The following is a 26941-nucleotide window of genomic DNA, read 5'->3' as shown; positions in this document are numbered from 1 at the left end:
CGGTTACCCATCAAATAATTACTTTTCGTTAGGGGAGGTAATAAGTTTAATTATGTTAAAGATTTTTAAGTTTGTAAAGAAAACTTTTACAAAACTTATGAAGATGCTGAAATTCTTTATATTTTCAATCATTTTTCTTACTCTAACTCTAATACTTTCCACTGTAATCCTAATAGATAGGTATATCATTAGTAGCAATTACGACCTCACTGTCAAACAGAATAATTTTTCGAATCTCTATAATGAAAAGAATTGGATAATTACCTATGAAGCTAATGACACTATTTTTAACTTCAAGTATCTTGAATTAGATTCCATACTTTCTTCTAAAAATATTTCTAACACCACTAATACTAATACCAATACTCCTATTAATGATATAATTCCTATAAATTCAACAAAAACTTCAATTAGATTTGAAGATGCTCTCTTAGAGGATGGAAAGAAAATTGTCTATTTAACTTTTGATGATGGTCCATCAACTACTATTACCCCAAAAGTCTTAGAAACATTAAAGAAATATAATATAAATGCAACATTCTTTCTATTAGGTAATAATATACAAAAAAATTCTCATACTAGAAGCTTGGTCAGAAATATATATACTTACGGTAACGCTATTGGCAATCACACCTATTCGCATGATTTAAACAAGCTATATCCTAATAATAAGATAGATACAGACTACTTTATGTCAGAAGTATATAGAACTAATACTATTTTGAAGGATATCCTAGGAAATAAATTCAATACTAGGCTTATAAGACTTCCCGGCGGATACATGAGTAGATCTTACTATCATGATCCCAATCTCCCTTACTTTGATCAACGGTTAAAACAAGAAAAATATCTCTCTGTAGATTGGAATGCCTCTGACTCAGATGCAGAAGGAAAGAAAAAGATTTCTCAAGAATTACTTCAAATGGTTAAGGAATCTGTATCAAATAAGAATAAGGTAATAATACTTATGCACGATACTTATGGCAAAGAGGAGACCGCTAAAGCCTTGCCTAGTATAATTGAATATCTAAGTGCCCAAGGCTACGAGTTTAAAACCCTAGAGTAATTTGGTTACTATATAATGTAGTAAAATAATAATAGGCTATGTTAAAGTTTCCAGTATAGTCCTTTAATAGGGCCTAACAAAAAAGATCGAAAGGGAATTAATCCCGTTCGATCTTTCTTTGTTGAGTAAATAAAATCTATTCTTTTGAATACTGAAGCGCATCTCTTCCTTCTTGCCCAGTGCTTATTCTTATAACATTTTCCACATCATAGACAAAAATCTTTCCATCCCCAATTTTACCTGTATGAAGTATCTTCTTAGCTGTATCCACTACTAAATCAACTGGAACATCACATACGACGATTTCTAGTTTTATTTTAGGAAGTAAATTCATTTCTACTGCTAGGCCTCTATAATACTCCTTATGGCCTTTTTGCATACCACAGCCTAATACATTAGATACTGTCATCCCTGTTATTCCGATAGCACACAATGCATCTTTTAATTCATCAAATCTAGCTGGTGATATTATTATGTCTATTTTACTAAGCTTTTCTCCCATTTATATAGCCTCCTTTTCATTCATATGCTAATTAGATAATTCCACCATAAGCCTCTTCACCATGTTGCGATACATCTAATCCTACTTGCTCGTCTTCGTCTTTTACTCTTAAAGCTGATACTGCATTCATTGCTTTTAATATTATAAATGTAATTATAGCAGAATATGCAACTGTTGCCAGTATAGCAACTAATTGAGCACCCAACAGATGAAGATTTCCGTGGATTAATCCATCTGCACCTGCTGAATTTACTGCTTTTGAAGCGAATATACCAGTTGCTATACCACCCCAAATACCACCTATTCCATGACATCCAAATGCATCTAAAGCATCATCATATCCGAATTTTTTCTTAAGAACAGTTACTGCATAGAAGCATACTGCTCCACCTATAAGACCTATTGCTATTGCTGAGAACGGCGTTACAAAACCAGCACCTGGTGTTATTGCTACTAGACCTGCTACAGCACCACTAGCTATACCTAATGAAGTAACTTTCTTTCTGTGTAAATACTCACATAATCCCCAACTGATTGCTGACATAGCAGCAGATGTATTTGTTGTTATAAATGCGTTAAGTGCAACATCATTTATAGCTAAAGCACTTCCTGCATTAAATCCGAACCAACCAAACCATAACACTCCTGCCCCAAGGACTGTCATTGGTATATTGTGTGGAGTTATTGTTTCTAATCTCTTTCTCTTACCTAGTACTAATGCAAAAACTAACGCTGAAACACCAGAACTTATATGAACAACGTTACCTCCTGCAAAATCTAATGCTCCAAGATTTCTAATCCATCCACCTACACCCCATACCCAGTGTGCAACAGGATCATACACAAAAGTACTCCAAAGTAATATGAATAATGCAAAAGATAAAAATTTAACTCTTTCAGCTACTGCTCCAGATATTAGTGCTGGAGTTATTATTGCAAACATAAGTTGGAACAACATAAATGCTTGTTGAGGTATTGTAGCTGCATAATCAGCATTTGGTGCAAATGTTACACCATTTAGCCCTAAGAAATTGAATCCTCCTAGAATTCCCCTAATATCTGTTCCAAAACATAATGTGTACCCAATTAATATCCATTGAATTGATACTATTGCTACTGCCGCATAACTATGCATTGTAGTACTTAGCACATTCTTTCTTCTTACCATTCCTCCATAAAATAAAGCTAGTCCTGGAGTCATTAGCATAACTAATGCTGTTGCAAAGATCACAAAGGTTGTATCTGCTCCGTTTACCCCGTTCATAAAATTTTCCCCCTTTTTAATATTATTTTTCAGTAGTTAAATTTATTAAACTACAAATTTAAAATTATTAATTATTTCATATTCTTATTTTATGAATCTTCAAGGGGGCTATCAACAATCTGTTAATTTTTCAATGAAAAACGTCTCATTTTTATGAAAATAAGATTTTACTAACGTTTTCATTAGTATCTAGAGATTAATTTAATATTATTTTAGATTTTATGATGATAATCATTGTATTTTAATAATAAACTTGATATAATATTTAGCCTTTATACATCAAAATATGATAATTTATTCAAGTTATAATTTCATAAAAAGTAAAACAAAAAAATCACTAATATATCTTTAACTAGTGATTTCTTTACACATCTGCATTTCTAAATGAGAGTTTGGAACTTTCATCATTTTAATTAGTTTTATTTTTACTATTGATTAAATTTTAAATTTCATAAACATTTATGATTATCTAATTACTAATTCATTAGATTTTATATTTTTATTAGTATACCTCTGCCTTTTCTCCGTTCCTTTTCCGTATTGTATTGCTTTAGCTGGACACCAATTTATACAAGCTAAGCATTGTGTACACTTATCTCCCCATACAGGCTTTCCATTAACTTTTATGGTATTTGAAACACAAATCTTCTCACATAATCCACAAGAAATACACTTGCTATTTGCATAAAACTTTTTGGTATTATTTAGCGCAAATTTGTTAAAAAGAGGACTCACTATCTTTGTTAAAGGTCTATCATAAAAAGTGTTTACACTTTCAAATACATTTATTTTTCTATTCTTTATATTTTCAGTTATATATTCTATATAATCTTTTGCTTTGCTAAGCTTTTCTTCAGTAAGCTTCTGATTATCAATATCTGAAGACACAATATAGTTATTTGGCATACGAACTACAAATCCGCTATTTAAGCTCATATTTTTTTCTTTTATTAACTTTCCAAAGGCTTTTAATAAATGTCCACTATTTCCTCCACAAGTCGCTACAGAATAAATATAATTATCTTTATAATTCTTTAATATTAACTTATCTATAAAAGCTTCTACTACCTTTGGTGCTGCCCAAGCATAAGTTGGAAAAACAAAACCTACTGCTTCATTTTCTTTTAAGCAATAAACATATTCTTCACTAGGATCATTTATTATTGACGCTATCGACGTATAATCATCTCCTATATTTTTAGCTATAGACTTAGCTACATATAGTGAATTACCTGTACCTGAAAAATAAAATATCATTCCCTCACCCCATAAAAATTTATATTGCTAGTCTTTTCTTTAATAATGCCACTTTTATATGATCATAAGTTATGGCATCGTCAACCTTTTCTTTTATTGGCTTAAGTTTATCATCCCCAACTTCCTTAGCAACTTCTAGTATAACCGTTTCTTGTTCTTTACTAAGTATATCGCTAAAGTCTACTGAAAAATCTATTTGATTCCCTTCCAAAGCATACTGTTCTAAATGGCTACAGACAGTAGAAATAGTTATTTCACGCTCTTTTGCTATATTTAATAAACTAAGATTTTCTCTAAGCATTTCAATTGTTAACATATATGATTTTTTCTTTCCTTCTTTTGATTCTTTTACTTTTTTTTCTTTTTTAGAAGTGACTTCATCTAAATCAATTGATTGCAAATTGCTCTTTATATTCTTTTCTTTCTTCTTGTACTCAAACTGTACTTCAATTTTATTGGTTTCCACATATTCTAAAACCACATTAAGAAATTTTTCTCCATACTTATTTAGCTTAAGCTCACCTACTCCAGATATATCGCTAAGCTGCTCCATAGTTCTTGGCATTCTTCCACTGATTTCCTTCAGGGTTGAATCTCCAAACACAATATATGGCGGTACTTTTTCTTGAACAGCTATTTCTCTTCTGAGATTTCTAAGTATGTCAAATAAGGCATTGTCTTCTATTATCTTGTTTACCTTCTGTATTTCTTTAAACCAAACCTCTTCTTCACCTCTTAGTACAGCCATAGACCTTTCATTTAATCTTACTACAGGATACTCACCTTCATCATAACTCAGTATCCTATGTGAAACTAAAGTGTTTATGAAGTTTTTAAGATCATCTTTTGAGTAATCTTTCATTATTCCATAGGTTGAAAGTCTATGAAAAGCTAGATCCTTTATCTTTTTATTCTCTGAACCTCTTAAGGTATCTATTAGAACTGTTGCTCCATATGATCTTTTCATCCTGAATACACAGGATAGAACCTTTTGAGCATCCAAAGTTTTATTTATAAGCTCTCCTTCTACTTCACAGTTACTGCAGTTATTACAGTGTTTATCATACTGTTCTCCAAAATAATTTAATATATATTTTCTATAGCAATCATTACTATATACCAGATCAGTCATACTTTGAAGTTTCTTATATTCATTAACTTTTCTTGCTTCATTACCAGTTCCGATATCAATAATATATTTTTGTGTATGTATATCTCCAGGAGAAAATAGAAGTATAGCCTCACTCTCTTCTCCATCTCTTCCTGCTCTACCAATTTCTTGATAGTATCCTTCTATATTTTTAGGCATATTATAATGAATAACATATCGAATATTTGGTTTATCTATTCCCATTCCAAAAGCATTTGTAGCAATCATAACATTATATCTATCATAAACGAAGTCTTCTTGGTTCTTACTTCTTTCTTCATCACCTAGTCCAGCATGATATCTAGTACAACTTATATCTTTATCATTTAATTGATCATAAAGAGAGTCTACTTCTTTTCTTGTCGCCGCATAGATAATTCCAGCCGAATCAATATTTTTCTTTATAAAATCTACAATATATTTCTTTTTATTAATCCCCTTAACAACATTTATCTTGATATTTGCTCTATCAAATCCAGATATAAAAACCTTAGGCTCTCTTAACCCTAAAAGCTTTATTATATCTTCTCTTACCTCATTTGTAGCCGTTGCAGTAAACGCTGCTACTATAGGTCTTACTTTTAATATACTTATAAAACTTTTTATAAATCTATAACTAGTTCTAAAATCATGTCCCCACTGTGAAACACAATGCGCCTCATCAATAGCGACTAAACCAACATGAACTTTAGATACTAAGTCCAAAAACTGTGAAGTTTCAAGTCTTTCTGGAGCAACATATAGTATTTTCAAATTTCCTTCCAATGCTAATTGAAAAATCCCATCTATCTCTCTACTTGATAAAGTACTGTTTATATATGCTGACTCGATTCCTATATCTCTAATTGCATCTACTTGATCCTTCATAAGTGATATCAAAGGAGAAACAACAATTGTAAGTCCCTCTACAATCATCGCTGGTACTTGATAACATATAGATTTCCCTCCACCTGTTGGCATAATGGCTACAGCATCATTCCCATTTAAAATTTCATCTATAATTTGCTTCTGCCCAGGTCTAAAGGAACTGTATCCATAGTATTTATTTAAAACTTCTAAAGCTCTATCATTAAAATCTGTAATATCCTTATTAAAATCTAAATTCATTATTAATGTTACTCCTTCTATAAGAAACCTACTCGTATCATATTTAAGATTATATCCAACTTCTTCAATTTACAACGACCTTATATCATTTATGTTTTTAATTATATCATAACCTAATTATTTAAACGAAGCGTCTTTAGAGATGTCATTAATTACTATAGTATTCCTCAAAACTCACCTTAACCATTGAAATTAGTGGTTTTAGATAGTATTACCTTTTTCTCTACAGTAAAAATGCTACCATTATTATTAATATAACAGCAGCATTTTATATAGGTAAATTACTTCAATACTTATAGCTTGCTTATAATCAAGTTACCAGACTCATACTTCTTTAATCCTTTATAGAATGCTACGTAGGCAATAATTATCCACACTACAGTAACTGCTAAAACTTCTAATGCTTTTATTAATGAAAAATTTATTACAACTTCTGCTGGAATATAAACCATGAATACCGTTGGGATAGCTGTATAAAGCACATATTTTATTGCTCCTTTAAAGATACCTTCTGGATATATTGCAAAACTAATCATGAATTCAGTTACAAGTTGAGCTAGACTATCTAAGTTCCCCGCATAAAAACTAAAACTATGACATGTTATTAGTACTGATGCAAATATAAGAGCTCCAGTGATGCAAAACAGGATAAATAACATAAAACTTTTAATATGAAATCCATTCATTATGATAAATAATATTACTCCATACAGTGTATCCCCCCATGCTGAAACTATTGTTTTAGAACAAAGTATATTTATAAGAGCATCTTTGGGTTGAAGAAGATACGTATCTAATTCTCCATTTAGTATCATTTTTGTTATATTCCCTACGTTACCAAAAACTAAAAAACTTACACCAAAGCTAGTGGACATTATAGACCAAAGCATCATAACATCTTTAAATCCGTAGCCTCCAATGGAGTTTACATTATTAAATAATACCCACCAAAAAAATATAAACGCAGAATTATTTAGTATCATTCCAAAAACTTGCACTAAAAAACTCACTCTATATTCCATTACAGCAGATAAGTTGAACTTAAAGTAGTACAATATTAATTTTATTGATTTTCTAACCTCCATTAACATTTAAATTCTTTGCCCCCCTCCTATACATTGTTGCTGACAACAAAATAAATATACCAAGGTATAGAATTTGAATCATAAACTGCCTTGAAAAATCATAAAAAGAAAAATTAACTGCTAACTTTGCAGGTACATAGGTTACGTAAGAAAAAGGAAGAAAATTAGATATATTCTTTAGCCATTTGGGGAAAAGTTCTATAGGCATAAGCATTCCGCCCAATGTAAAGATAAGTTTTGAGTAAATCCAAAAGAAGGCATTATTGTCTTCAAACCAAAATGAGGTCAGTGCTATAGTTATATAAATAAAAAAGTTTATTATACAGCCCACTACTAATGATATAAATATAAAAGGCAAAGAAACTAAATTGAAGCTATTAAGCGGTCCTACATATATCACTCCTATTATTATACCTATAAGACCATTTGTTAATAACTTGATTCCTAATTCTCCTATAAAATACGAAAAACAATATGCAATGTAATTATAAGGTTTATTTAAAAGGTATGCTATATTACCAGTCTTTACATCATCATTTACTTGAAGATGTATATCCGTTCGTGATAAGGTTATAAGTTCTGTAAATATTAAATACCATATCATTTGATTTAAGCTAAATCCAGCTATGGTATTGCCTTTACTGCCATATATATTTTTCCAAAGCATCAAATATATAAACATTATAAATACAAAAAATAAGTTCTTGCTTATAAAATTCCAGAAGTAAACTAAGTTGTTGGACATATTTATCTTCGATATTTGAAGATACTTATAAATTAACCGCATGAACTTCTCCTCCCCTATTAGATTTGTATATATGAGATATTATATCTTCCAATGGAGGATCCGATATTGTTATATCCTTTACTTTTCCTTTATTTATTAAATTATTTAAAATGACTTCTATGTCTTGATTTGATGTATCAACTTCAACTTTCAAGGCATTTTCTTTATTTTTTATTATATTAAGATCTTTATCAGTTATATTGACTGGAGTATCATACTTTATATTAATAACCTTCTTATTTAAATAATTGTGCTTAAGGTCTTTTATACTTTCATTTAATACTATTTCTCCATGGTTTATTATTATTGCTCTTTTACAAAGTTGCTCTATATCTCCTGAATCATGTGAGGTTAAAAATATTGTTGTTTTTTCTTCACTATTTAACTTTATAATTAAATCCCTTATATTCTGTTTTACTACAACATCCAATCCTATTGTAGGCTCATCTAAAAATATTATTTCTGGTTCATGAAGTATGGATGCTGCTATTTCACATCTTATTCTCTGGCCTAAAGAAAGCTTTCTAACAGGTATATCCATAAGTTCTTGAATCTCAAATATTTCTTTTAGATAGTTTATTCTTTTTTTTAGTTTAGTCTTATCCATATCATAGATATTTCCTAGTAAATTAAAACTATCTATTGGAGGAAGGTGAAACCATAGTTGTGACTTTTGGCCGAAAACAGTTCCTATATTATAGCTTAACCGCTTTCTCTCTTTTGCAGGATCCATACCAGCTACCTCAATGTGCCCGCTGCTAGAATGAAGTATACCCGTCATCATTTTTATAGTTGTTGACTTTCCAGCACCATTTGGACCAATAAAAGCTAAAATCTCCCCCTTCTGAACACTAAAAGAAACATTGTTTACTGCTTCAATTTCTCTGTAGCTTGGAGATACAATTGAACGTAAACTTCCTTTCAATCCAGGTTCTTTAGTTTTAACTTTAAACTTTTTGTACAAATTTTTTACTGTAATTATTTCCACATATGCCGCCTCCTTCATTGATTTTTTATATAAAATTTATAAAGAAAAAAAGCCCAAAGGACAAATCTCATCTTGAGACTCGTCCTTTAGGCTTTTATCCTAAAAGTGTAGAAAAATCCTGTATCGCTCGGACCAGACGTAATTATGGATGTGCCACTTCGAACCGAAATCTATTTTTAAAATAATAAGTTTTGTTACGAAGCGGTACATCTTTATACCGGAACCCTAGATACACTCTCATATTAGAAATATTATACATTATTTGTAAGCAATTGTAAACACGACTTAACCTTAAGTTCATATATTTGTAATATTTATAACTATATGCCCATATCTATATAATTTTTTTCAAAAACTTTACTATACTACAAACATAATTTCACATAATTATCCAGTTACTTGACAAAGTGTTAAAGGAACCTACATACAACATGTTTCATTACACATCTTACAAATAAATAAAAAATAAAGAGACATATTATTTAAATAAAAAAGTTCAATAATATGTATTCCAAAATCATTAGACGCTTTGATTTTTAAGTTTTTCTAAATCTCTAATATGCTTTTTCTCTTCATCGATTATAGTTGATAGTATTTTATAGTTTTCAGTTCCTATATCGGAATGTGATTTAATCAGAATCCCATGTATACTTAATAGTACAGCCAAGCCTTCCTTCTGAAATCTTAAGGCTATATCTACTACATCTTTTACTTTATTACAAACTACATTAGTTTTCTTTAATTTCATGAATTCATATATCAACTTAGCAGCTTTATCATAGGTAAAAAAGTCTATCTCTACATTTATATTTTTATCAATTTTTCCTTTTATATTTTCATATTTATCAGCATGTCTTCTATGCTCCTTAGCGAAAACCTTTGCAATTATTCTTACTCTTTCACTTAATTCTTTATTTTCACTGATTATCGTATAACCTTCTTCCGAATTTTTTTCAATAGTAATAAGCTTATCAATCAAATCAATAATGGTATACATTTTTTCATCCCCACAAAACATTCGTTCTCCATTAAATTATACACTAATTTTTATAGTTTTCTACATAATATATGGCATATATTATAACTTTTTTCTCTTTTCCTAAATCTATATATATTCTTGCTTGTAAGCAAAATAAAAGCCGCTTATTATAAGCAGCCTTATTCTTTATCATCTAATTAGATTTTCGTTTTATCCATAAGTATATTGTTCAAAGCATTAATAAACGCCATAGCACTAGCCTTTATTATATCAGTATCAATAGCTCTAGATATATAATTCTTTTTATTATGACTTAAATTAATTGTTACTTTTCCTAAGGCCTCTTTACCTCTAGATATGCTGCTTATCTTGTATTCTCTTAAATCCACATCAAGTTCAGCTATCTCTTTTATAGCTGAATACAATGCATCTACAGCTCCATTACCTATGCTGCTTTTTTTATAGATCTTGTTGCCTCTCTTAAGCTTAACACTTGCAGAAGGGAAGATACTATTACTTATAACCTGTAAGTCTACAAGTTCGTAAAGATTTTTTCGTTTTTCAATGATTTCATCACCTAAATCAGTATTCAATTCAACTATATCTTCTATAAGGAAGTAAATATCGTAATCATACACCTCTTTTTTCAATTCCACAATTTCTTGAAACTTATCAAATATATGATTAAACTCTTCGTCAGTAAACTTTTCAAATCCCATCTTTATTAGTGCATCTTTGAGCTCACTCCTACCAGAATGCATTGTTAGGATTATATCTGAATCCTCCCTACCTATATCTTCTGGATGAATTATCTCATAAACATCTCGACTTTTAATTGCTCCAGCCTTATGAATTCCCGAAGAATGTTTAAAGGCATTTGCCCCTACAATAGCCTTATTTGATGCTACATCTAGCCCCATTATATAACTAACTAGACTAGAAGTTTTCTTTAACTCTGTAGTTATTAGATTAGTATATGATTTATAGTACTCCTCACGAACTTTAAGCGCCATTACTACTTCCTCTAAAGCTGCATTACCCGCTCTCTCACCTACACCATTTATGGTTCCTTCAATTTTATCAGCACCATTCTTAATAGCTGAAAGGGTATTAGCTGTTGCTAGCCCCATATCATTGTGACAATGTACGCTAAGTATGATTTTGTCATTTAAATTTTTCAAGCGATAATTTATTTTATTAACTAAATCCCCGAACTCTTCAGGTACTCCAAATCCAACTGTATCTGCTATATTCACTACTGTTGCACCTGCATTCACTGCATTCTCAATACTTTTCCAAAGATATTCAAAGTCTGCTCTTATCGAGTCTTCAAATGAAAACTGAACATCATCACAAAATCTTTTAGCATATTTTATAGCTTCTTCACTTTGAAGTAGTATCTGCTCTCTAGTTTTTCTAAGCTTTTTATCAATATGTATATCTGATACTCCAAGAGATATATGAATTAAGGGGTTTTCAGCAAATTTCAAGCATTTATATGCTAAATCAATATCATCCTTTACAGCTCTTGCTATTGCTGATATTGAAGTATAGCTACCAAGCTTTTTAGCTATGGTTTCTACAGTCTTAAATTCTTGGTTTGAACTTGCTGGGAAGCCTGCATCAATTATATCTACATTTAAGTTCTTTAATTGATCAGCTATTTTCAGCTTTTCATATAAATTAAGCTTTACCCCTTGTACCTGTTCACCGTCTCTTAAAGTGGTATCTAGTACCAAAATTCTTTTTTTCATATATCTAACCCCCAACATATGCATCTTTTATTAAATATATATACCTTTTTACGCATCTGCCTTTCCGGATATACATGAGGAAAACAAGGCAGGCGAGCAAATTCTTTTACTGTATACCCTAAAGAAGTATCTTAATCAGCTTAACTCACTAGGTTTAGCTATCATTAAAATTTTATAACTTCTATACAGTAAAAAATATGCCTATTTAAGTTAGACATATTCTTAATTGTAATATTGATTTTAGATTATTTTATACTCTAGCAACACCTGTTTCCCTTGCTGCTTTTGCAACTGCATCTGCAACCACCTTAGCAATCTCCTTATCTAAAGCACTTGGGATTACGTTATCAGGTGTCAACTCTTCTTCTTTTACAAAGTTGGCTATGGCATAAGCTGCTGCAATCTTCATTTCTTCATTTATTTCCTTAGCTCTTACATCTAATGCTCCTCTAAATATTCCTGGGAAAGCTAAGACATTGTTAATTTGATTTGGAAAATCTGATCTTCCTGTTCCTATAACTTTTACTCCTGCTTCCTTTGCTTCATCCGGCATTATTTCTGGTATTGGATTTGCCATTGCAAAAACTATAGAGTCCCTGTTCATTTTTTTAATCATATCTGCCTTTAATATTCCTGGAGCAGATACTCCTATAAATACATCAGCTCCTACTAAAGCATCAACTAAACTTCCCTGTATTTTATCAGGATTTGATAGCTTAGCTAAAGCTTTCTTTGCATCATCCACATTTTCAATTCCGTCATATAAGATCCCAACCTTATCGCATGCAATAAGGTTTTTGACTCCAAGTGATAATAACAATTTAGCTATAGCAGTACCAGCTGCTCCTGCTCCATTTACTACTACCTTTATATCTTCTATGTTCTTTTCAACTATTTTTAATGCATTGATTATACCAGAAAGAACAACTACAGCCGTTCCATGTTGATCATCATGAAAAACTGGAATATCTAACTCTTTTTTCAATCTTTCTTCTATCTCAAAGCATCTTGGTGCTGATATATCTTCTAAGTTAATCCCGCCAAACCCTGGAGCAATTAACTTTACTGCTTTTACAATATCATCAGGATCCTTAGATGCTAAAGCAATAGGGAATGCGTCAACACCTGCAAATTCTTTAAATAATATGGCTTTTCCTTCCATAACAGGTAGTCCAGCTTCAGGACCTATGTCTCCAAGACCTAATACTGCTGTTCCATCAGTTACAACAGCTACTAGATTGCCTTTTGCTGTATACTTGTATACATCATCTTTATTTTCATGTATTTTTTTACATGGTTCAGCTACTCCAGGAGTATATGCAATACTTAAATCATCTCTTGTTTCTACCTTCAGCTTAGAGATAACTTCTATCTTTCCTTTATGTGCTTCGTGCACCCTAAGACTTTCTTCAAAATAATTCATAATTTGTCTCCTCTCATAAGTTAATACTTATTTTAAAATGCAAATACTAACTTTATCGCTTTTTAATTTATAGACATACTACTTCATATTGAAATCTATCAAAATAATACTTCGTAGGTTCATCGAAAGCATTATTTTAAGTCCAATGATTGAAGTAGTATGTCTGTTCATAGGAATAGATGTACCACTTCGTAATAAAATTTATTATTTTAAAATTCTCTCACAAGAAGCCGTGAGAGCTTTAAAAATAGATTTCGGTTAGAAGTTGTACATCCTTAAATCTTCTGTATTAATAAAATTAAACTTCAACTGATCTAATATTTTTATCACTTTCAATTATATCTACAATATCAATAGGTGTAATCGATGAATTTACTTTCAAAATCATCTTTAAGTCTATAAGTTCATCTTCGTGTCTTTTTACAATTTTTATTTTTAAAATGGCAATGCCATTACTTTTTAATCTATCATTTATGTCTTTAACCACTTTTTCTTGGTTTGTAGCAGTAACATTTACCTGTACAGCCTTTGGTGATGATAACCATTTATAATCTGCATGTAAAACAGTTTGACCTATGATAATTATTATAGTAGCTGCAAACCCAACAGAGTATATTCCAGCACCAATAGCCATTCCTATACCTGCTGTTACCCAAATTCCTGCTGCAGTTGTAAGTCCTCTAATAGTATTTTTTTGCATAAAGATAGCACCAGCTCCTAGAAAACCAACACCACTAACAATCTGAGCCGCTATCCTTGTGGGATCTATGGGAACTTTTAAAAACGCTTCTGAATCTTGAAATCCATACTTTGAGATTATCATCATCAAAGCAGCCCCCAGTGCTACAATAAAATGAGTTCTAATGCCAGCTTCCTTCATTCTACTTTTTCGTTCCCATCCTACCAGTATTCCACAAAAAGAAGCTATTAGAAGTCTAGATAACTGTTCTAGTATCATCTTATAATCCATTATACCACCTTTGTCTGTAATTAATTTATATTTTTACTTTTCTTCTTATTTTTTTCTATATACATAGATACATCAGCCTTACTTATTAGTTCATCAATATTAGTTCCTTCATGAGGATAGGTAACATGGCCTATGCTGGCACCAACGCTATATTCAGCTTCACTTAGATACATAGGCTTTGTAATGTTTGTTTCAATTATTTTAATAAATTCATCAATTTCTTCATATTGAGAGATGTTCTTTAAAATTATAGTAAATTCATCCCCTCCAAGCCTATATACAATTCCTCTTTTCTTAGTAATATCAACCAATCTTTTAGCTATTACTTTTAGAACTATATCGCCCATTTGATGCCCTAGGTTATCATTTATCCACTTGAATCTATCTAAATCTATAAATAAAATAGTAACCGTACCTCCGGTCTCTTGCAATTCCTCAATGATTTCTTCTAATTGTCTCACAAAGAAGGCTCTGTTTGGAACACCTGTCAACCAATCATGATTTGCGATCTTTTCAGATAAATCCCTTGCCTTTTGTACTTCATAGTAACTTTCTATTAGTTTATCTAACATTTTATTAACTGAATCACCTATCTCTTTAACTTCATCTTTACATTCCAATTGTATTCTTTCAGACAAATCACCTTTAGCGATTCTTGCTGCAACAGCTTTTATTGATAATATGCTTTCCAAAATGGATTTATAAAATCCACCAAAAAGATAAATTATTATAAAAAGTATAAATACTACTACCGTAGTAATAATATTTCTACTGAATTCCAACTGTCTTATCTGTTCATCATAATCATTTTGCAGCACTGTTGCCTCTACTAATGATAACTTATCAACTTTGTCAATCATCTCAGTTGCATAGCTAAAGTAATTATCTACATTAATAGCTATTTCCTGAGGATATAATAATTTATCATTTAAGGTAAAAATCAAATTTTCGGTACCTTTAACTGCTTCTTTGTAAGGTTGCTCTATATGATCTTTTTTAGAAATATTTTTTGATATAACATTCATACTTTTTTCAGTGTATTTCATATTTTGTTTTATTGACTTTGCCATAAACTCAAGTGCTTCTCTATCATACACATCTAAATTTCCTTTTGCTACTGATTTTGCACCAACGGCTCTAATTTGACCCATTTGTTCTGTAATCTGTGGAAGTGTATTTATTAAGTTGTCAGCTAGATAGTAATTTTCTATCTTACTTTGTATCCTTAATTCTGAAATATCCGCTACAGATTGACACATATCACTTATATCAGCTATAAGTTTTGTATGTTCCTCAAAGGATTTTTCTAATGGAGAAACATTTAGATTATTCTTTACCTCAAGCCATTCTTTATTAATCTTTTCAAATTGTTCTTCGACTTTTAGTTGCTTATTATACTTACTGCTAAGAGATCTTATTTTTTCATTGTCATCATCAATATCTTTTTCATTATTCTTAATGTAGCTATAAAAATCTATATCTCCACTTAGAAAAACAGTTACCATCCCTCTATGCTTTTGAATATCTCTTGATAAATTAGTTAGTGCTATATTATATTCTAATCCTATCTTTTGCTTTGAAGCATAATTTAGTTGTCTGCTTACTTGAAGTATAAATATGGACATCATTATAGACATAGGCAGAAGAATTATTGCAAATATTAGTGCGAATTTTTTTATGTATCTGAGATTTCTCATTAATGCAATTGATGGCTTTAGTAATCTCAACTTAATTATCCTCCATAGTATTTTTTTATATTATCGATTATATGAGGGTATATTTTTATATCCCTATGAAAAAAATCGCTAACGGCCTTCCATTAGTGATTCTTTGTGTATCTAGCTTTTCTAAATAATGTGTAAAGCCTTATAGTTAATATACTCATTTTTATTCTCTATCTTCACAACACTATTTTTTTCCTAAAATAAAATATAGCTATTCGTAGATCTACTATCATTGCAATTTTCTAAAGAATAATAAATACATTTAATATCATGCCTTATGATATTTTTTACATATAATTTATAATATCATAAAAAGTCACTATTAGTTAATCTAAATATATTTAATATTAGTTAAACTAATAGCGACTTCTTTAATATTAAATTCCAGCTTCTTTAAATTTATGTTCCATAAACTCAGTTAACTTATGAAATGGTTTCTTAAGTACTGAAAGCATAATAAAAATTAAAGCAAACATAAATAGTGCAATTAGATTTTTATAAACAGTATCCCATATCGGACCAGCTATGGCCTCCCTAAATCCATTTATTGCATAGGTAAAAGGCCATAAAGGCTGAAGTATCCCGAATATCTTGGGATTCGTCTGTATTGGGTATATTCCACCTGCTCCTGCAATTTGAAATACCATTATCACTACAGCAATAGCTTTACCTACATTGCCAAATATAGATACTAAAGTAAAAATTATAATTGTAAAAGTTACAGCAGAAAATAGTGCAAAGATAATCATAAGTCTCATATCTACTGGTTTCACTCCTAAAATATATTTATCTCCTAAAGTAACTATTAGCGCTTGAATCATAGAGATCATTAGGAATAACAACATTTTTCCAAAATGCCTTTGCATAAGGTTCAATTTTTCTCCGTCTTCAAAGCTCTTTGCTTCAACTGTAAGTAAAGATGATAATAGTAATGCTCCAACCCATATAGCTAGTACTGTATAAAATGGAGTAAGACCAACACCAAATATCCCTGCATCATATACATCTGTTTCATTCACATTTATAGGAGAAGATATAAAACTTGCTATCTCCTCAGGATTCATCTTCATAAGTTTTATTATCTGATCTAAATTATCGTTATTTAAATCCTTCATCTTATCACTTAATTTGCTTAATTCCATTTGGAGTGCAGCTAGCTTGTTGCTCAGATCACTCGCCTGTTCCACTGATGCTTTGCTGCTTGCTATCCCAAAGTTTGCAAGAGCATCTAGTTGTGGAACAATAACCTTGGTAGACTCTAATATTGAATTCATATTATCCAAACTTGCTGTCATGCTATCTGCAGTATTGTTTAGCACGGAAACTCCATTTGAGTAAAAACCATTGGATACATTAACCACTTGATTAGACATATCGTTACTTATTTTAGAGAGTTGATCTAAAGATGTATTTATGCTTTCTTTAGAGGATCCGCTATTTATTGATGTTTTTAAACTATCTAGATTACTTTTTTCTATTCCTATAATAACTTTTAATGACTTTAACGAATTTATAATGGCTGTAATCTGACTATTAGGATGACTTTGATTTACTGCATCTAAACTCTTAATATCAGCATCTACTAGTTTATCTAAATCATCCATTATACTAGACAACTCTCCTATTATTGTGATTATATTATCTGTACTTGTTCCATTATTTATATCTTTTAATTTCTGCAAAAGCATTTGATTTTGATTGTTTAAACTTTGAATTTTTCCTATATCATTATTTAAAGTTGAAGCTAATGAATTTATGCTCTGTTTTGTTGCTATAGTAAGTTCTTTACTTGCCTCTGTTGCTTTCTGCAAACTGTTTATCTGCTCTGTTATCTTTGGTAATTTTGTTTTTACAGCATTCAAATATTTCTGAAGCTGCTCTGAGTTAGAATTTGCTTCTGTTATGTATTTTTCTATAGCACCTATATCACCATTTGCTTCTGTCATTGTATCCTTAAGTTGGATTATCTGTGCTTTGTTTATATTAAACTCTTCACCGACAGAATTAATAGTTTTAAGTGCTTCTTTATTTACAGTATCTACAAAGTTACTTTTAATATTTCTTGCAACTTGATCCTTTGCTGCGTTTGTAATTTTTGCTGCGATTGCATTTAACTTTTGATTAACTCTATATATGATATCAGGCTTTTTTGGAGTAACTGTAGTGAGGCTTACAAGTCCCTTTGAGAAATCTGAAGGAATTTCTATTAGAGCATAGTATTTACCTTCATTTAATCCATAGTTACCTTGCCACTGATCCACAAATACCCAGCCAATTGATTTGTTCTTCTTTAATTCAGTTACAATTTGCTCTCCTGCATTTATATTTTTGCCATTAAATGTTGTTCCTTCATCACTATTTACTACAGCTACTGGCAAGTTTCCTGTATTTGCATAAGGATCCCAGCAAGCCTTTATATTTATCCAAGCGTAAAGAGATGGCAAAATACACAATCCTATTACAATAGCTAAAGCAGCAGGATTTCTCAATATACTTTTCAAATCTCTTTTAAATACTTTAAAAACTTTCCTCATAATTCTCTCCTTAAATTCTTATTCTCCTATGCCAGACTCTTCAAATCTCATTTCAAACTTATGAACTTTATTATGCAAGGGTTCTTTGAAAAAGAAGCCTATCAAAATAAATACTGTTGCTATTATTAGTAGTGCAGTAAAATCTAGTACCACACTACTTATTAGAGGTCCAGCTATTGCTTCTCTAAAACCGCCTACACTATACGTAAAAGGAAATAGAGGTTGAAGTATTCTAAAAATCAAAGGATCTACTTGAATAGGATATGTTCCTCCGCTGCCAGCTAGTTGTATTATCATAAATACTATTGCTATAGCTTTACCTATGTTTCCAAGTATAGAAACTAGTGTAAAAGTTATAATAGCAAATGTTATAGATGAAATTATTGCAAAAATTATCATTAAAGCAGTGCTAACTGTATACACATTCAATAATGCCTTATCTCCTACTGACACAATAAAAGCCTGTATTGATGCCAAGGTAATAAATGTGATCATTTTCCCAAAATGTTTTTCTCTCAGTGATATATTTTCACTTCCCTCAAAAGATACTACTGAGGTTTTTAATAATGAAGTTAATAGTAGGCATCCAACCCATAAGGCCAAAACAGTATATATAGGTGCCATTGCTGATCCATAGTTAGGTATAGAATTTACTGCTTCCTCTTTTAAATTAATAGGATCAGCTATAAAATCTCCCATAAACTTAGGATTACTTTGTAAAATGCTTATTATTTGAACAAGGTCATTATTATTTACAAGTTGTAACTTTTCGCTCAATTTACTTATGGTATCTTTAAATTCAAGCAGTCTATAATTCATATCGCCAGATACCTTATTAGCTAGATTTGTTCCATCAATTGCTGTATTCATTAATTTATCTATTTGATTATTAAGATCCTGCGCTGACTTTAATAAATCAGTAGCGTCATTGGTAGCAGTCACTAGATTATTAGTAATAGTATTTAATGAAGTTCTGGCGCTTGTATTGTATTGTTTGGTTGCATTAATTATTTCAGTATTTATATCAGTTATTCCGCTATTTATAGAATCAAGTATATTTTTATTAATTTTATTTGCTTCATTTATATGAGTTCTTGCGTTTTCTAATCTACCTTTCTCATCACTTAATGAAGTTTGAATATTTTTTAATGATGCAATCATTTTAGTGACTTCAGCATTAGGACTTGCTTCATTCACTTTTTGAAGAAAATCTGCAGTAGAACTAATTCCATTACTTATATTACTTATCTCCATAGTAACTTGACCAATAATTGAATTAGTTTGCGAAATTGTAGCATCAGAGGCTACAGTATTCAGCTCCTTCATCGAAGCTTGAATCCTATAAACTGAAGCCTGTGAATTATTTAAAGTTGTATTAATATTATCAAAAGAACTATTCATTGAATTTTGAGTCGACTTTATTAAATTTTTATTATTTTCATTGCTTTCTATCACTGAATTAAGCCCACTGCTTATTGATGGCATAGTTGATTTTATTTCAGTTAAAAACTTACTCAAGTCTTCAGATCTGGTATTAATGTTTTGCAAAGTACTCAAAATTAAATCCATGTTTTTATTCATGTCAATTATGTTATCTTTTAATTTTATTATATCTTGTTTATTTTTCTCAGCATTTTGCCCTACATCATTTAATGATGAAAATATAGTTTCATTGACGGTCTCAACGAAATTAGCAGTTATCTCCTCAGTCAATGTATTTTTGGCTACCCCTGTAATCTTAGTAGCAACTGGATTAGCCTTTGTATCTACTTTATAATTTATTTGAGGTTTTTTAGGGTTATCTGATAAAACACTTATAAAGCTTGAAGAAAAATCCTCTGGTATTTCAATAGCAGCATAATAAGTGCCATCAACCACTCCCAAGCTTGCAGACTTAGAATTGACAAATGTCCATCCTATCTTTTTGTTATCTTTAAGCTTTTTGATAACTTCTTCACCAATATTAATTTCTTTTCCTTTAAAAGTCACCCTTCTGTCATTGTTTACCACAGCCACCGGTATAGTACTGGTGTTTTCATATGGATCCCAACAGGCTTTTATGTTCACCCATGCATATAAAGAAGGAATAATGCATAATCCTCCAACGATTAATAATGCAATAGGATTTTTTGCTATACTCTTCATATCTCTTTTAAAGACTTTTAAAATATTCTTCATTGTATACCCTCGCTTTATTCATAGATATAGATGTACCACTTCGAACCGAAATCTATTTTTAAAACTCTCACGGCTTCTGGTGAGAGAATTTAAAAATAGGGTTAAAAATAGTTTTAGGTTTAAAGTTATCCATTAATACATATATCACCTTTCCGGGAAGCAAATAGTTGTCCCATCTCAATCAATGCATTATATAGAAGTTTTCTTTTTAAGCCAATTTACTAAAAGCATCAAGTGAACGATGTTTGACACAGATAGTCTATTAAAATATAATAAATTCTTGTGATTATTGGTTTCTTAAAAATATTATTTTAATCAATTAATAATACATTTATAAAGTTTGCAAATATTCATTAATATATTTATATATATTTTGACTTTAAGGAGATTATATTTAATGGACAAGAAAAATAATTTATTACCTTATATCTCAGTATCTACTAGTTCCATAATTTTTGGACTTAGCTTTTTATTTTCAAAGCAAGCGCTTACTGTAGCAAGCCCTTTTATGCTTGTATCATTTCGTTTCTTACTTGCCTTTTTGGTTATGACTGTATTAATAATCTTTAGAGTTATAAAAGTAGATTATAGAAACAAACCTCTAGGTGGTTTACTTCTCCTAGGACTCGCAGAACCAGTAGTATATTTTATATTTGAAACTTTCGGTGTTAAAAACGCCTCTTCATCTGTTTCTGGACTTATGCTCTCCTTAATACCAATTGCAGTGACCTTATTAGGTATTTATATATTAAATGAGATTCCTTCAATAACAAGAGTTGTTTTTATAATAATTTCTGTACTTGGAGTTGCCTTAATTGGAATTATGAGCAGTACTAGTGGACAAGAAACTTCACCTCTAGGAATATTATTGTTACTTGGAGCAGTTACGTCAGCAGGCTTTTACACAATAATATCAAGAAAAGTATCCAGACATTATACCCCAGTTGAAATTACTTATTTTATGATGTTTTTTGCAGCACTTTGTTTTACTATAATGAACTTAATAGATGTATCAATCAATGGAGATATTCACAGCTACTTTGAACCTTTAAAAAACAAGACCTTTATAGTCTCTATCTTATATTTGGGAATAATATCTTCCATAATCGCATACTTTTTAACTAACTTTACCCTTTCAAAGATTCAAGCTTCAAAAATGTCTGTTTTCTCTAATGTATCAACAATAGTTTCAATAATTGCTGGTGTCTTAATTTTGAAGGAAAGCTTTCACATATATCATTTTATTGGATCTATACTTATCCTTACTGGGGTTTGGGGAACAAATAAATTTAAATAAATTAAAAGGTGACCTAGAAGTAAAATAATAATTAACTTCTAGGTCACCTTTTAATTTTTGATTTTTAGCTTACCTTTTCATTTTCTCCAAATGCAGATTGCTCTATGTTATCACATATATTTTCTTCTCCTATGATATCTATAAAGCCATATTTTCTTAGCATTTTCATTGGCTGTTCTTGTACATCCATAATTTTAAGTGTTGTGTTATTACTTTTGCATATATCAGTCAGCATTTCAAATGAATGATATGCTGTAGAATCCATATAAGGTACTTTGCTCATTTTTATTATCAAAACTTTAGGTGGAGCCCCCATCTCAGTTATGGCGCTTACGAACTTATTAGCTGCTCCAAAGAAAAATGGGCCAGTAATTTCAAACACTGCAACGCCTTCTTCTAAATTTTCCTGATCGTTTATAAAATTTTCTTCATATTCACTTACATCGTCATCCAATATGTATTTAACTTCTGTTACTTCAGCCATCTTCTTCATGAATAATAGTGAAGCCAGAACCACCCCAACACCGATGGCTACAACTAAATCCAATACGATGGTCAATATAAAGGTAACAATGAAAACTAAAGAATCACTTTTTGGTGCCTTAAATATATCTTTAAAAGCAGACCATTCTCCCATGTTATAAGACACCATAACTAAAACTGCAGCTAAAGCTGACATTGGAACCAACTTTACATATGGCATGCAAACTAATAGTATAACAAGTAATCCAAGTGAGTGAACCATTCCTGCAACAGGAGTTCTTCCACCATTTTTAACATTAGCTGCAGTTCTTGCTATTGCACCAGTAACAGGAATCCCTCCAAAGGCTGCAGAAAAGATATTAGCAGTTCCCTGAGCAATTAACTCCATATTTGAACGATGCTTTCCTCCAATCATTCCATCTGCTACTACTGCAGATAGTAATGATTCTACACCTCCAAGAATAGCTATTGTCAAGGATGGCATTAAAAGTTCATTTATCATCCTCATATTTATTTTTGGCATTGAGAAACTTGGCAAAGAAGAAGATATATGTCCAAATTGTTTTCCAATAGTGTTAATTGGCAGATTAAATACAACCGTAATTATAGTTACTATTATTATAGCAACAAAGGTTCCTGGTATTTTTTTGTTTATTTTAGGCCATGCAATTATAATAGCAAGCGTAAGCAATGCTATTAGAGCACTTGATAAATTGGTAGTTCCTATATTTTTAATGTACGCTTCCCATTTACCTATAAACTCTGAAGGTACTGATTGTATTTTAAGTCCCAGCAAATCTTTAATTTGAGTTGAAAAAATTGTAATGGCTATTCCACTTGTAAATCCTGTTGTAATTGAGGATGGTATAAACTTAATAAAACTTCCTAGTTTTAATCCCCCAATTATAATTAGGAAAATCCCCGCCATTATAGTAGAAACTATAAGACCATCCAATCCATATTTTTGTATTATTCCATACACTATAACTACAAATGCACCAGTAGGTCCACCTATTTGCACCCTACTTCCCCCAAGCAGAGATACTATAAATCCACCAATTATAGCTGTATATAGCCCCTTTTCTGGCGATACTCCTGAGGCAATAGCTAAAGCAATAGATAAAGGTAGTGCAATGATAGCAACAATAATTCCTGAAATAAAATCTTTTGTAAATTGTTCCTTTGTATATCCTTTCATGCAGGTTACAGACTTCGGAACTAATAACATTTTTATCCCCCCGATATTTTAATTATAGATAAACTACTTCAGTCCTTGGACTCCAAATAAAGATTTCTGTGCTTCTACGAATCTTTATTTGGATAAATTCTAATATGAAGTATTTTATCTTTACATACATCTACAGATTTACTACTTTATATCTTCTGTCTTTTCCACGTCATTCAAAGATTCATCACACGCTATGATTCTTAAAATCACTTTTTGATTGAAGTAGCACTTCTTTAGATATACATTGTTAAGCCGTAGAAATTATAACACATAAATCCAAATTTAAAGTAAATGTTCCAATTTTTTAAATTATTTATCTATTGAATAACTTCCTACAAAATTCATCATATTACGGATTATATTATTCACTTTATACTATCTTTAATTTTTCTCTGTTTCTGATCTCTGATACTCCTTCTTCACTTAATTCATACATTCCTTTATCCAATTTCTTAAACCATCCATAATAATTATTATAAATAATAGAATAAGTTCTCTTATGTTCAAACCCTATCTTTGAAAGACTTGCTGCAGAAGTGGGGCCATTTTCCATCATATATTCAGCTATCTTTATAGACTGCTCTCTATACGCTGTCATTAACTTCTTGCCTTTGCTACCTCCAACATTATCTTCAAGGCTTCTTCCTTTAAATTCTTTCACTAAACTATTTCTTTTTTTCTTTCCTGAATTTACACTCTTCTTTATATCGAAAGGAGCTGGTTCTATATTAATTTTTACAGTATACTCATTATCTTTTTTTGAAACTAATATAAGTCCTATTTGTAGCCTTCTTATCAAATTACAGATATCTTTCCACTTCTTACTAAAAAAATTAATTTTTGGTTTTGGGATAGCTATATACACTAAGTCAGCAAATTTTTGCCTATTGGTAGCTTGTACTAATAATTCTATAGTCAATCCCTTTTTAAGTTCCACTACTACTACTTTATCGCCTTTCATTGCAAAAACATCGCAATTACCTACTTCAGCTTTAACATCATATCCAATGCTTGTAAGATATTCTCTAACAGGCTTATATAATTCTTCTTCAAGTAAAAAATCCTTCTTCATTATTAAACTCTCCACATGCTAATTAATCAATCATATACTATGTACAACAAAAACATCCTCATAATATCCTCTACTAAAAGTTTAGTTGAGTTTACAATTTACTTTCATTTAATATATTTTCATATAGACATACCACTTCATATACTTTCAGATTGAAGTGGTATGTAATTCATGTTTATTAAATTTTAAATTTACTTATACTTTTTTCTAAACTTTCAGAACTATTCTTCGTATATATTGCTTCTTCAACCAATTTATTCACATTTTCCACCATAGTCATTGTCTTTTCTGCTATGTTAGTTGATCCCATTGCTCCATCATTAGCAGCACTAGTTATCTCATTTATTGTTGTTACCATATTACTTATTGACTTCGCCAATTCCTCTGAAGTTGATGAAAAATCTGATACTAGTTTCTCTACAAAAACCGCATCTTGTCTATACTGTTCACCTGTTTTTACAAACACATTATAATCATTAAAAACAGTATCGTCCATAAACTTAAGCATATTTTTAGAGTCTTCAGTTAAATTATCTACAGAATCAATAACTAATTTTGTAACATTTTGAATTTCTGTAGCTGCACTTTGTGAATTTTCAGCAAGTTTTCTTACTTCTTCAGCTACTACAGAAAATCCTCTTCCAGCCTCTCCTGCACTTGCAGCCTCAATTGCTGCATTTAATGCCAATAAATTTGTTTGTGAGGCTATTGTAAGAATAGTTTCAGATAGTAATTTTATCTTTTCTATTGATCTTGCCTTTTCTATAGAAACAATTATATTTTTTTGAGTTTTGTCATATATATCCTGAGCTATTCTTTGCGAATTCACAGCCTTTATCTTCAATTCCTCGGCTCTTTTCTTTATTTGTTCAGATGCATCTTTGCCACTCTTTGCTTTCTCCGAAGTCTCCTCTATTGATGTTTCAATCACTTCAGAGTTCTCGTTCATCTCTTGAGCTGAGGCAGATGTTTCTTCTAATCCTGCCGATAATTGTTGAGTTGTTGAAGAAATACTTTCTATGTCAACATGTAGATTATCTAACCTTGAATTAATAGTATTGATATTATCTTCTATAGATCTAGTCTCTTCCATAACTTTTTTCACTATAGATTTAATACCCTCCTGCATCCCCCCTACAGCTTTACTTATATTACCTATCTCATCTTTTCTTCCTAGCACTTTTTTATCGATCTCAATACTAAAATCTCCAGTTGAAAACACTTCAATTTTGTTTTCTAATATTTCTAAATCTTTAGTTATATACTTAGCTATACCAAATGCAATGAATACACCTATAATTATTACAGCAATACTAAACCCACCAATGTATATTGCCATTGCTGTCAATTCCTTTTGAACATCTTCTTGTGCTATACCGACAAACCACATACCTATTACATTACCATCTTTATCTTTTAGAGGTACATAGTTAGCTTGTACATCAATCCCCTGTATATTTACCCTACCTATATAAGAGTTTCCGTCTTTAATAACCTTTTGTATAACGGCTTCACTAGCTTTAGTTCCTATGCTCCTCTTGCCAGTCTTATCTTTAACATTTGTAGCAACTCTAGTATCCCCCATAAAGATAGTAACATACATTCCTGTTTTTTCTTTAATTTCGTCTATAACAGAATAATCTTCATTAATAAGGTTATCTCCTTTATACAGTTTTCCATCTTGTACTTTCCAACTTCCTTGATACTTCTTATCTAAAATAAGCAATCCCATATTTGAATTAGTATTAAGTTCATTTGATATCTTCATTTCAATCACTTTGGTAACTTTATAGTATATAATACCTCCAAGTAGTGAAGAAAATATAAGAAGTGTTAACGATATGATTAAGGTGACTCTCCATTTTAATCTCATTCCATTACCTCTCTTTCTACAATTCTCGTATATATTACTAATTTAAGTATACTTTGTTATTTAGTTTATCGCTATATTTTTTAAATTCTTAATCTTCTAATCACACATTTTTTAGTACTCAAAATTAAAGTTTTGTAAAAATCACACGAAAATTGTCATATAAATAACTAAATTCCATTGATATCTTCAAGACTTTATAAAAATCTTTTAATTAATATAA

General features: G+C 30.5%; 19 protein-coding genes. 2 read left to right on the top strand and 17 right to left on the bottom strand.

What is annotated here, in order from left to right:
* Window positions 1-52 precede the first annotated feature (52 nt).
* Window positions 53-1066 carry a polysaccharide deacetylase family protein gene (locus tag OCU55_RS01700; RefSeq protein WP_261850590.1) on the top strand — a complete coding sequence of 338 codons (1014 nt, stop codon included), beginning with the start codon at window positions 53-55 and terminating at the stop codon, window positions 1064-1066.
* 136 nt (window positions 1067-1202) lie between these two features.
* On the opposite strand, the gene OCU55_RS01695 is transcribed toward OCU55_RS01700, so the two are convergent.
* The 14 genes from OCU55_RS01695 to OCU55_RS01630 form a co-directional block, all read right to left on the bottom strand.
* Window positions 1203-1568 (bottom strand): P-II family nitrogen regulator, encoded by a 366-nt coding sequence (locus tag OCU55_RS01695; protein WP_261850589.1) that lies wholly within the window; start codon window positions 1566-1568, stop codon window positions 1203-1205.
* A 31-nt stretch (window positions 1569-1599) separates the two neighbouring features.
* Complete coding sequence (locus OCU55_RS01690; protein ID WP_261850588.1) at window positions 1600-2832, bottom strand: ammonium transporter; 1233 nt, start codon at window positions 2830-2832, stop codon at window positions 1600-1602.
* A 465-nt stretch (window positions 2833-3297) separates the two neighbouring features.
* Entirely contained in the window at window positions 3298-4089 is a 792-nt protein-coding gene (locus tag OCU55_RS01685; protein WP_261850587.1) for an EFR1 family ferrodoxin, read from the bottom strand.
* A 19-nt stretch (window positions 4090-4108) separates the two neighbouring features.
* A complete protein-coding gene (gene recQ / locus OCU55_RS01680; protein WP_261850586.1) occupies window positions 4109-6346 on the bottom strand; it encodes a DNA helicase RecQ in 2238 nt (745 codons plus the stop codon).
* 293 nt (window positions 6347-6639) lie between these two features.
* Window positions 6640-7437: an ABC transporter permease gene (locus tag OCU55_RS01675; RefSeq protein ID WP_261850585.1), complete on the bottom strand. Its 798-nt coding sequence runs from the start codon at window positions 7435-7437 to the stop codon at window positions 6640-6642.
* A complete protein-coding gene (locus tag OCU55_RS01670; protein ID WP_261850584.1) occupies window positions 7421-8218 on the bottom strand; it encodes an ABC transporter permease in 798 nt (265 codons plus the stop codon). Before OCU55_RS01670 ends, OCU55_RS01675 begins: the two co-directional genes overlap by 17 nt.
* Window positions 8202-9206, bottom strand: coding sequence for an ABC transporter ATP-binding protein (locus tag OCU55_RS01665; RefSeq protein WP_261850583.1), 1005 nt, complete (start codon window positions 9204-9206; stop codon window positions 8202-8204). Before OCU55_RS01665 ends, OCU55_RS01670 begins: the two co-directional genes overlap by 17 nt.
* A 520-nt stretch (window positions 9207-9726) precedes the next feature.
* Window positions 9727-10203: a ferritin family protein gene (locus OCU55_RS01660; RefSeq protein WP_261850582.1), complete on the bottom strand. Its 477-nt coding sequence runs from the start codon at window positions 10201-10203 to the stop codon at window positions 9727-9729.
* A gap of 179 nt (window positions 10204-10382) precedes the next feature.
* Window positions 10383-11939 (bottom strand): 2-isopropylmalate synthase, encoded by a 1557-nt coding sequence (locus tag OCU55_RS01655; RefSeq protein ID WP_261850581.1) that lies wholly within the window; start codon window positions 11937-11939, stop codon window positions 10383-10385.
* Between the two features lie 250 nt (window positions 11940-12189).
* On the bottom strand, window positions 12190-13362 hold the full coding sequence (locus OCU55_RS01650) for an NAD(P)-dependent malic enzyme (protein ID WP_261850580.1): 1173 nt from the start codon (window positions 13360-13362) through the stop codon (window positions 12190-12192).
* 298 nt (window positions 13363-13660) lie between these two features.
* On the bottom strand, window positions 13661-14332 hold the full coding sequence (locus OCU55_RS01645; protein WP_261850579.1) for an MgtC/SapB family protein: 672 nt from the start codon (window positions 14330-14332) through the stop codon (window positions 13661-13663).
* A 20-nt stretch (window positions 14333-14352) separates the two neighbouring features.
* Window positions 14353-16059, bottom strand: coding sequence for a diguanylate cyclase domain-containing protein (locus OCU55_RS01640; protein ID WP_261850578.1), 1707 nt, complete (start codon window positions 16057-16059; stop codon window positions 14353-14355).
* Window positions 16060-16433: 374 nt separating this feature from the next.
* On the bottom strand, window positions 16434-18590 hold the full coding sequence (locus tag OCU55_RS01635) for a YhgE/Pip domain-containing protein (RefSeq protein ID WP_261850577.1): 2157 nt from the start codon (window positions 18588-18590) through the stop codon (window positions 16434-16436).
* Window positions 18591-18608: 18 nt separating this feature from the next.
* Window positions 18609-20768 (bottom strand): YhgE/Pip domain-containing protein, encoded by a 2160-nt coding sequence (locus OCU55_RS01630; protein ID WP_261850576.1) that lies wholly within the window; start codon window positions 20766-20768, stop codon window positions 18609-18611.
* Between the two features lie 397 nt (window positions 20769-21165).
* On the opposite strand from OCU55_RS01630, the gene OCU55_RS01625 reads away from it, so the two are divergent.
* The gene (locus OCU55_RS01625; RefSeq protein ID WP_261850575.1) at window positions 21166-22065 is read left to right on the top strand and encodes a DMT family transporter; all 900 of its coding nucleotides are present in this window, start codon (window positions 21166-21168) and stop codon (window positions 22063-22065) included.
* Between the two features lie 64 nt (window positions 22066-22129).
* On the opposite strand, the gene OCU55_RS01620 is transcribed toward OCU55_RS01625, so the two are convergent.
* The 3 genes from OCU55_RS01620 to OCU55_RS01610 all read right to left on the bottom strand — a co-directional run bounded on the left by OCU55_RS01620 (window position 22130) and on the right by OCU55_RS01610 (window position 26721).
* Window positions 22130-23776, bottom strand: a complete 1647-nt coding sequence (locus OCU55_RS01620; protein ID WP_261850574.1) for a SulP family inorganic anion transporter — start codon at window positions 23774-23776, stop codon at window positions 22130-22132.
* A 370-nt stretch (window positions 23777-24146) separates the two neighbouring features.
* Complete coding sequence (locus tag OCU55_RS01615; RefSeq protein ID WP_261850573.1) at window positions 24147-24848, bottom strand: DUF2161 family putative PD-(D/E)XK-type phosphodiesterase; 702 nt, start codon at window positions 24846-24848, stop codon at window positions 24147-24149.
* 178 nt (window positions 24849-25026) lie between these two features.
* Window positions 25027-26721: a methyl-accepting chemotaxis protein gene (locus OCU55_RS01610; protein ID WP_261850572.1), complete on the bottom strand. Its 1695-nt coding sequence runs from the start codon at window positions 26719-26721 to the stop codon at window positions 25027-25029.
* Window positions 26722-26941 lie beyond the last annotated feature (220 nt).

Origin of the sequence: Clostridium folliculivorans, assembly GCF_024341905.1 — a bacterium.
Lineage (GTDB): Bacteria > Bacillota > Clostridia > Clostridiales > Clostridiaceae > Clostridium_AR > Clostridium_AR folliculivorans.
Note: the sequence above shows the minus strand (reverse complement) of the source record. Positions and strands in the feature narration are given on the sequence as shown.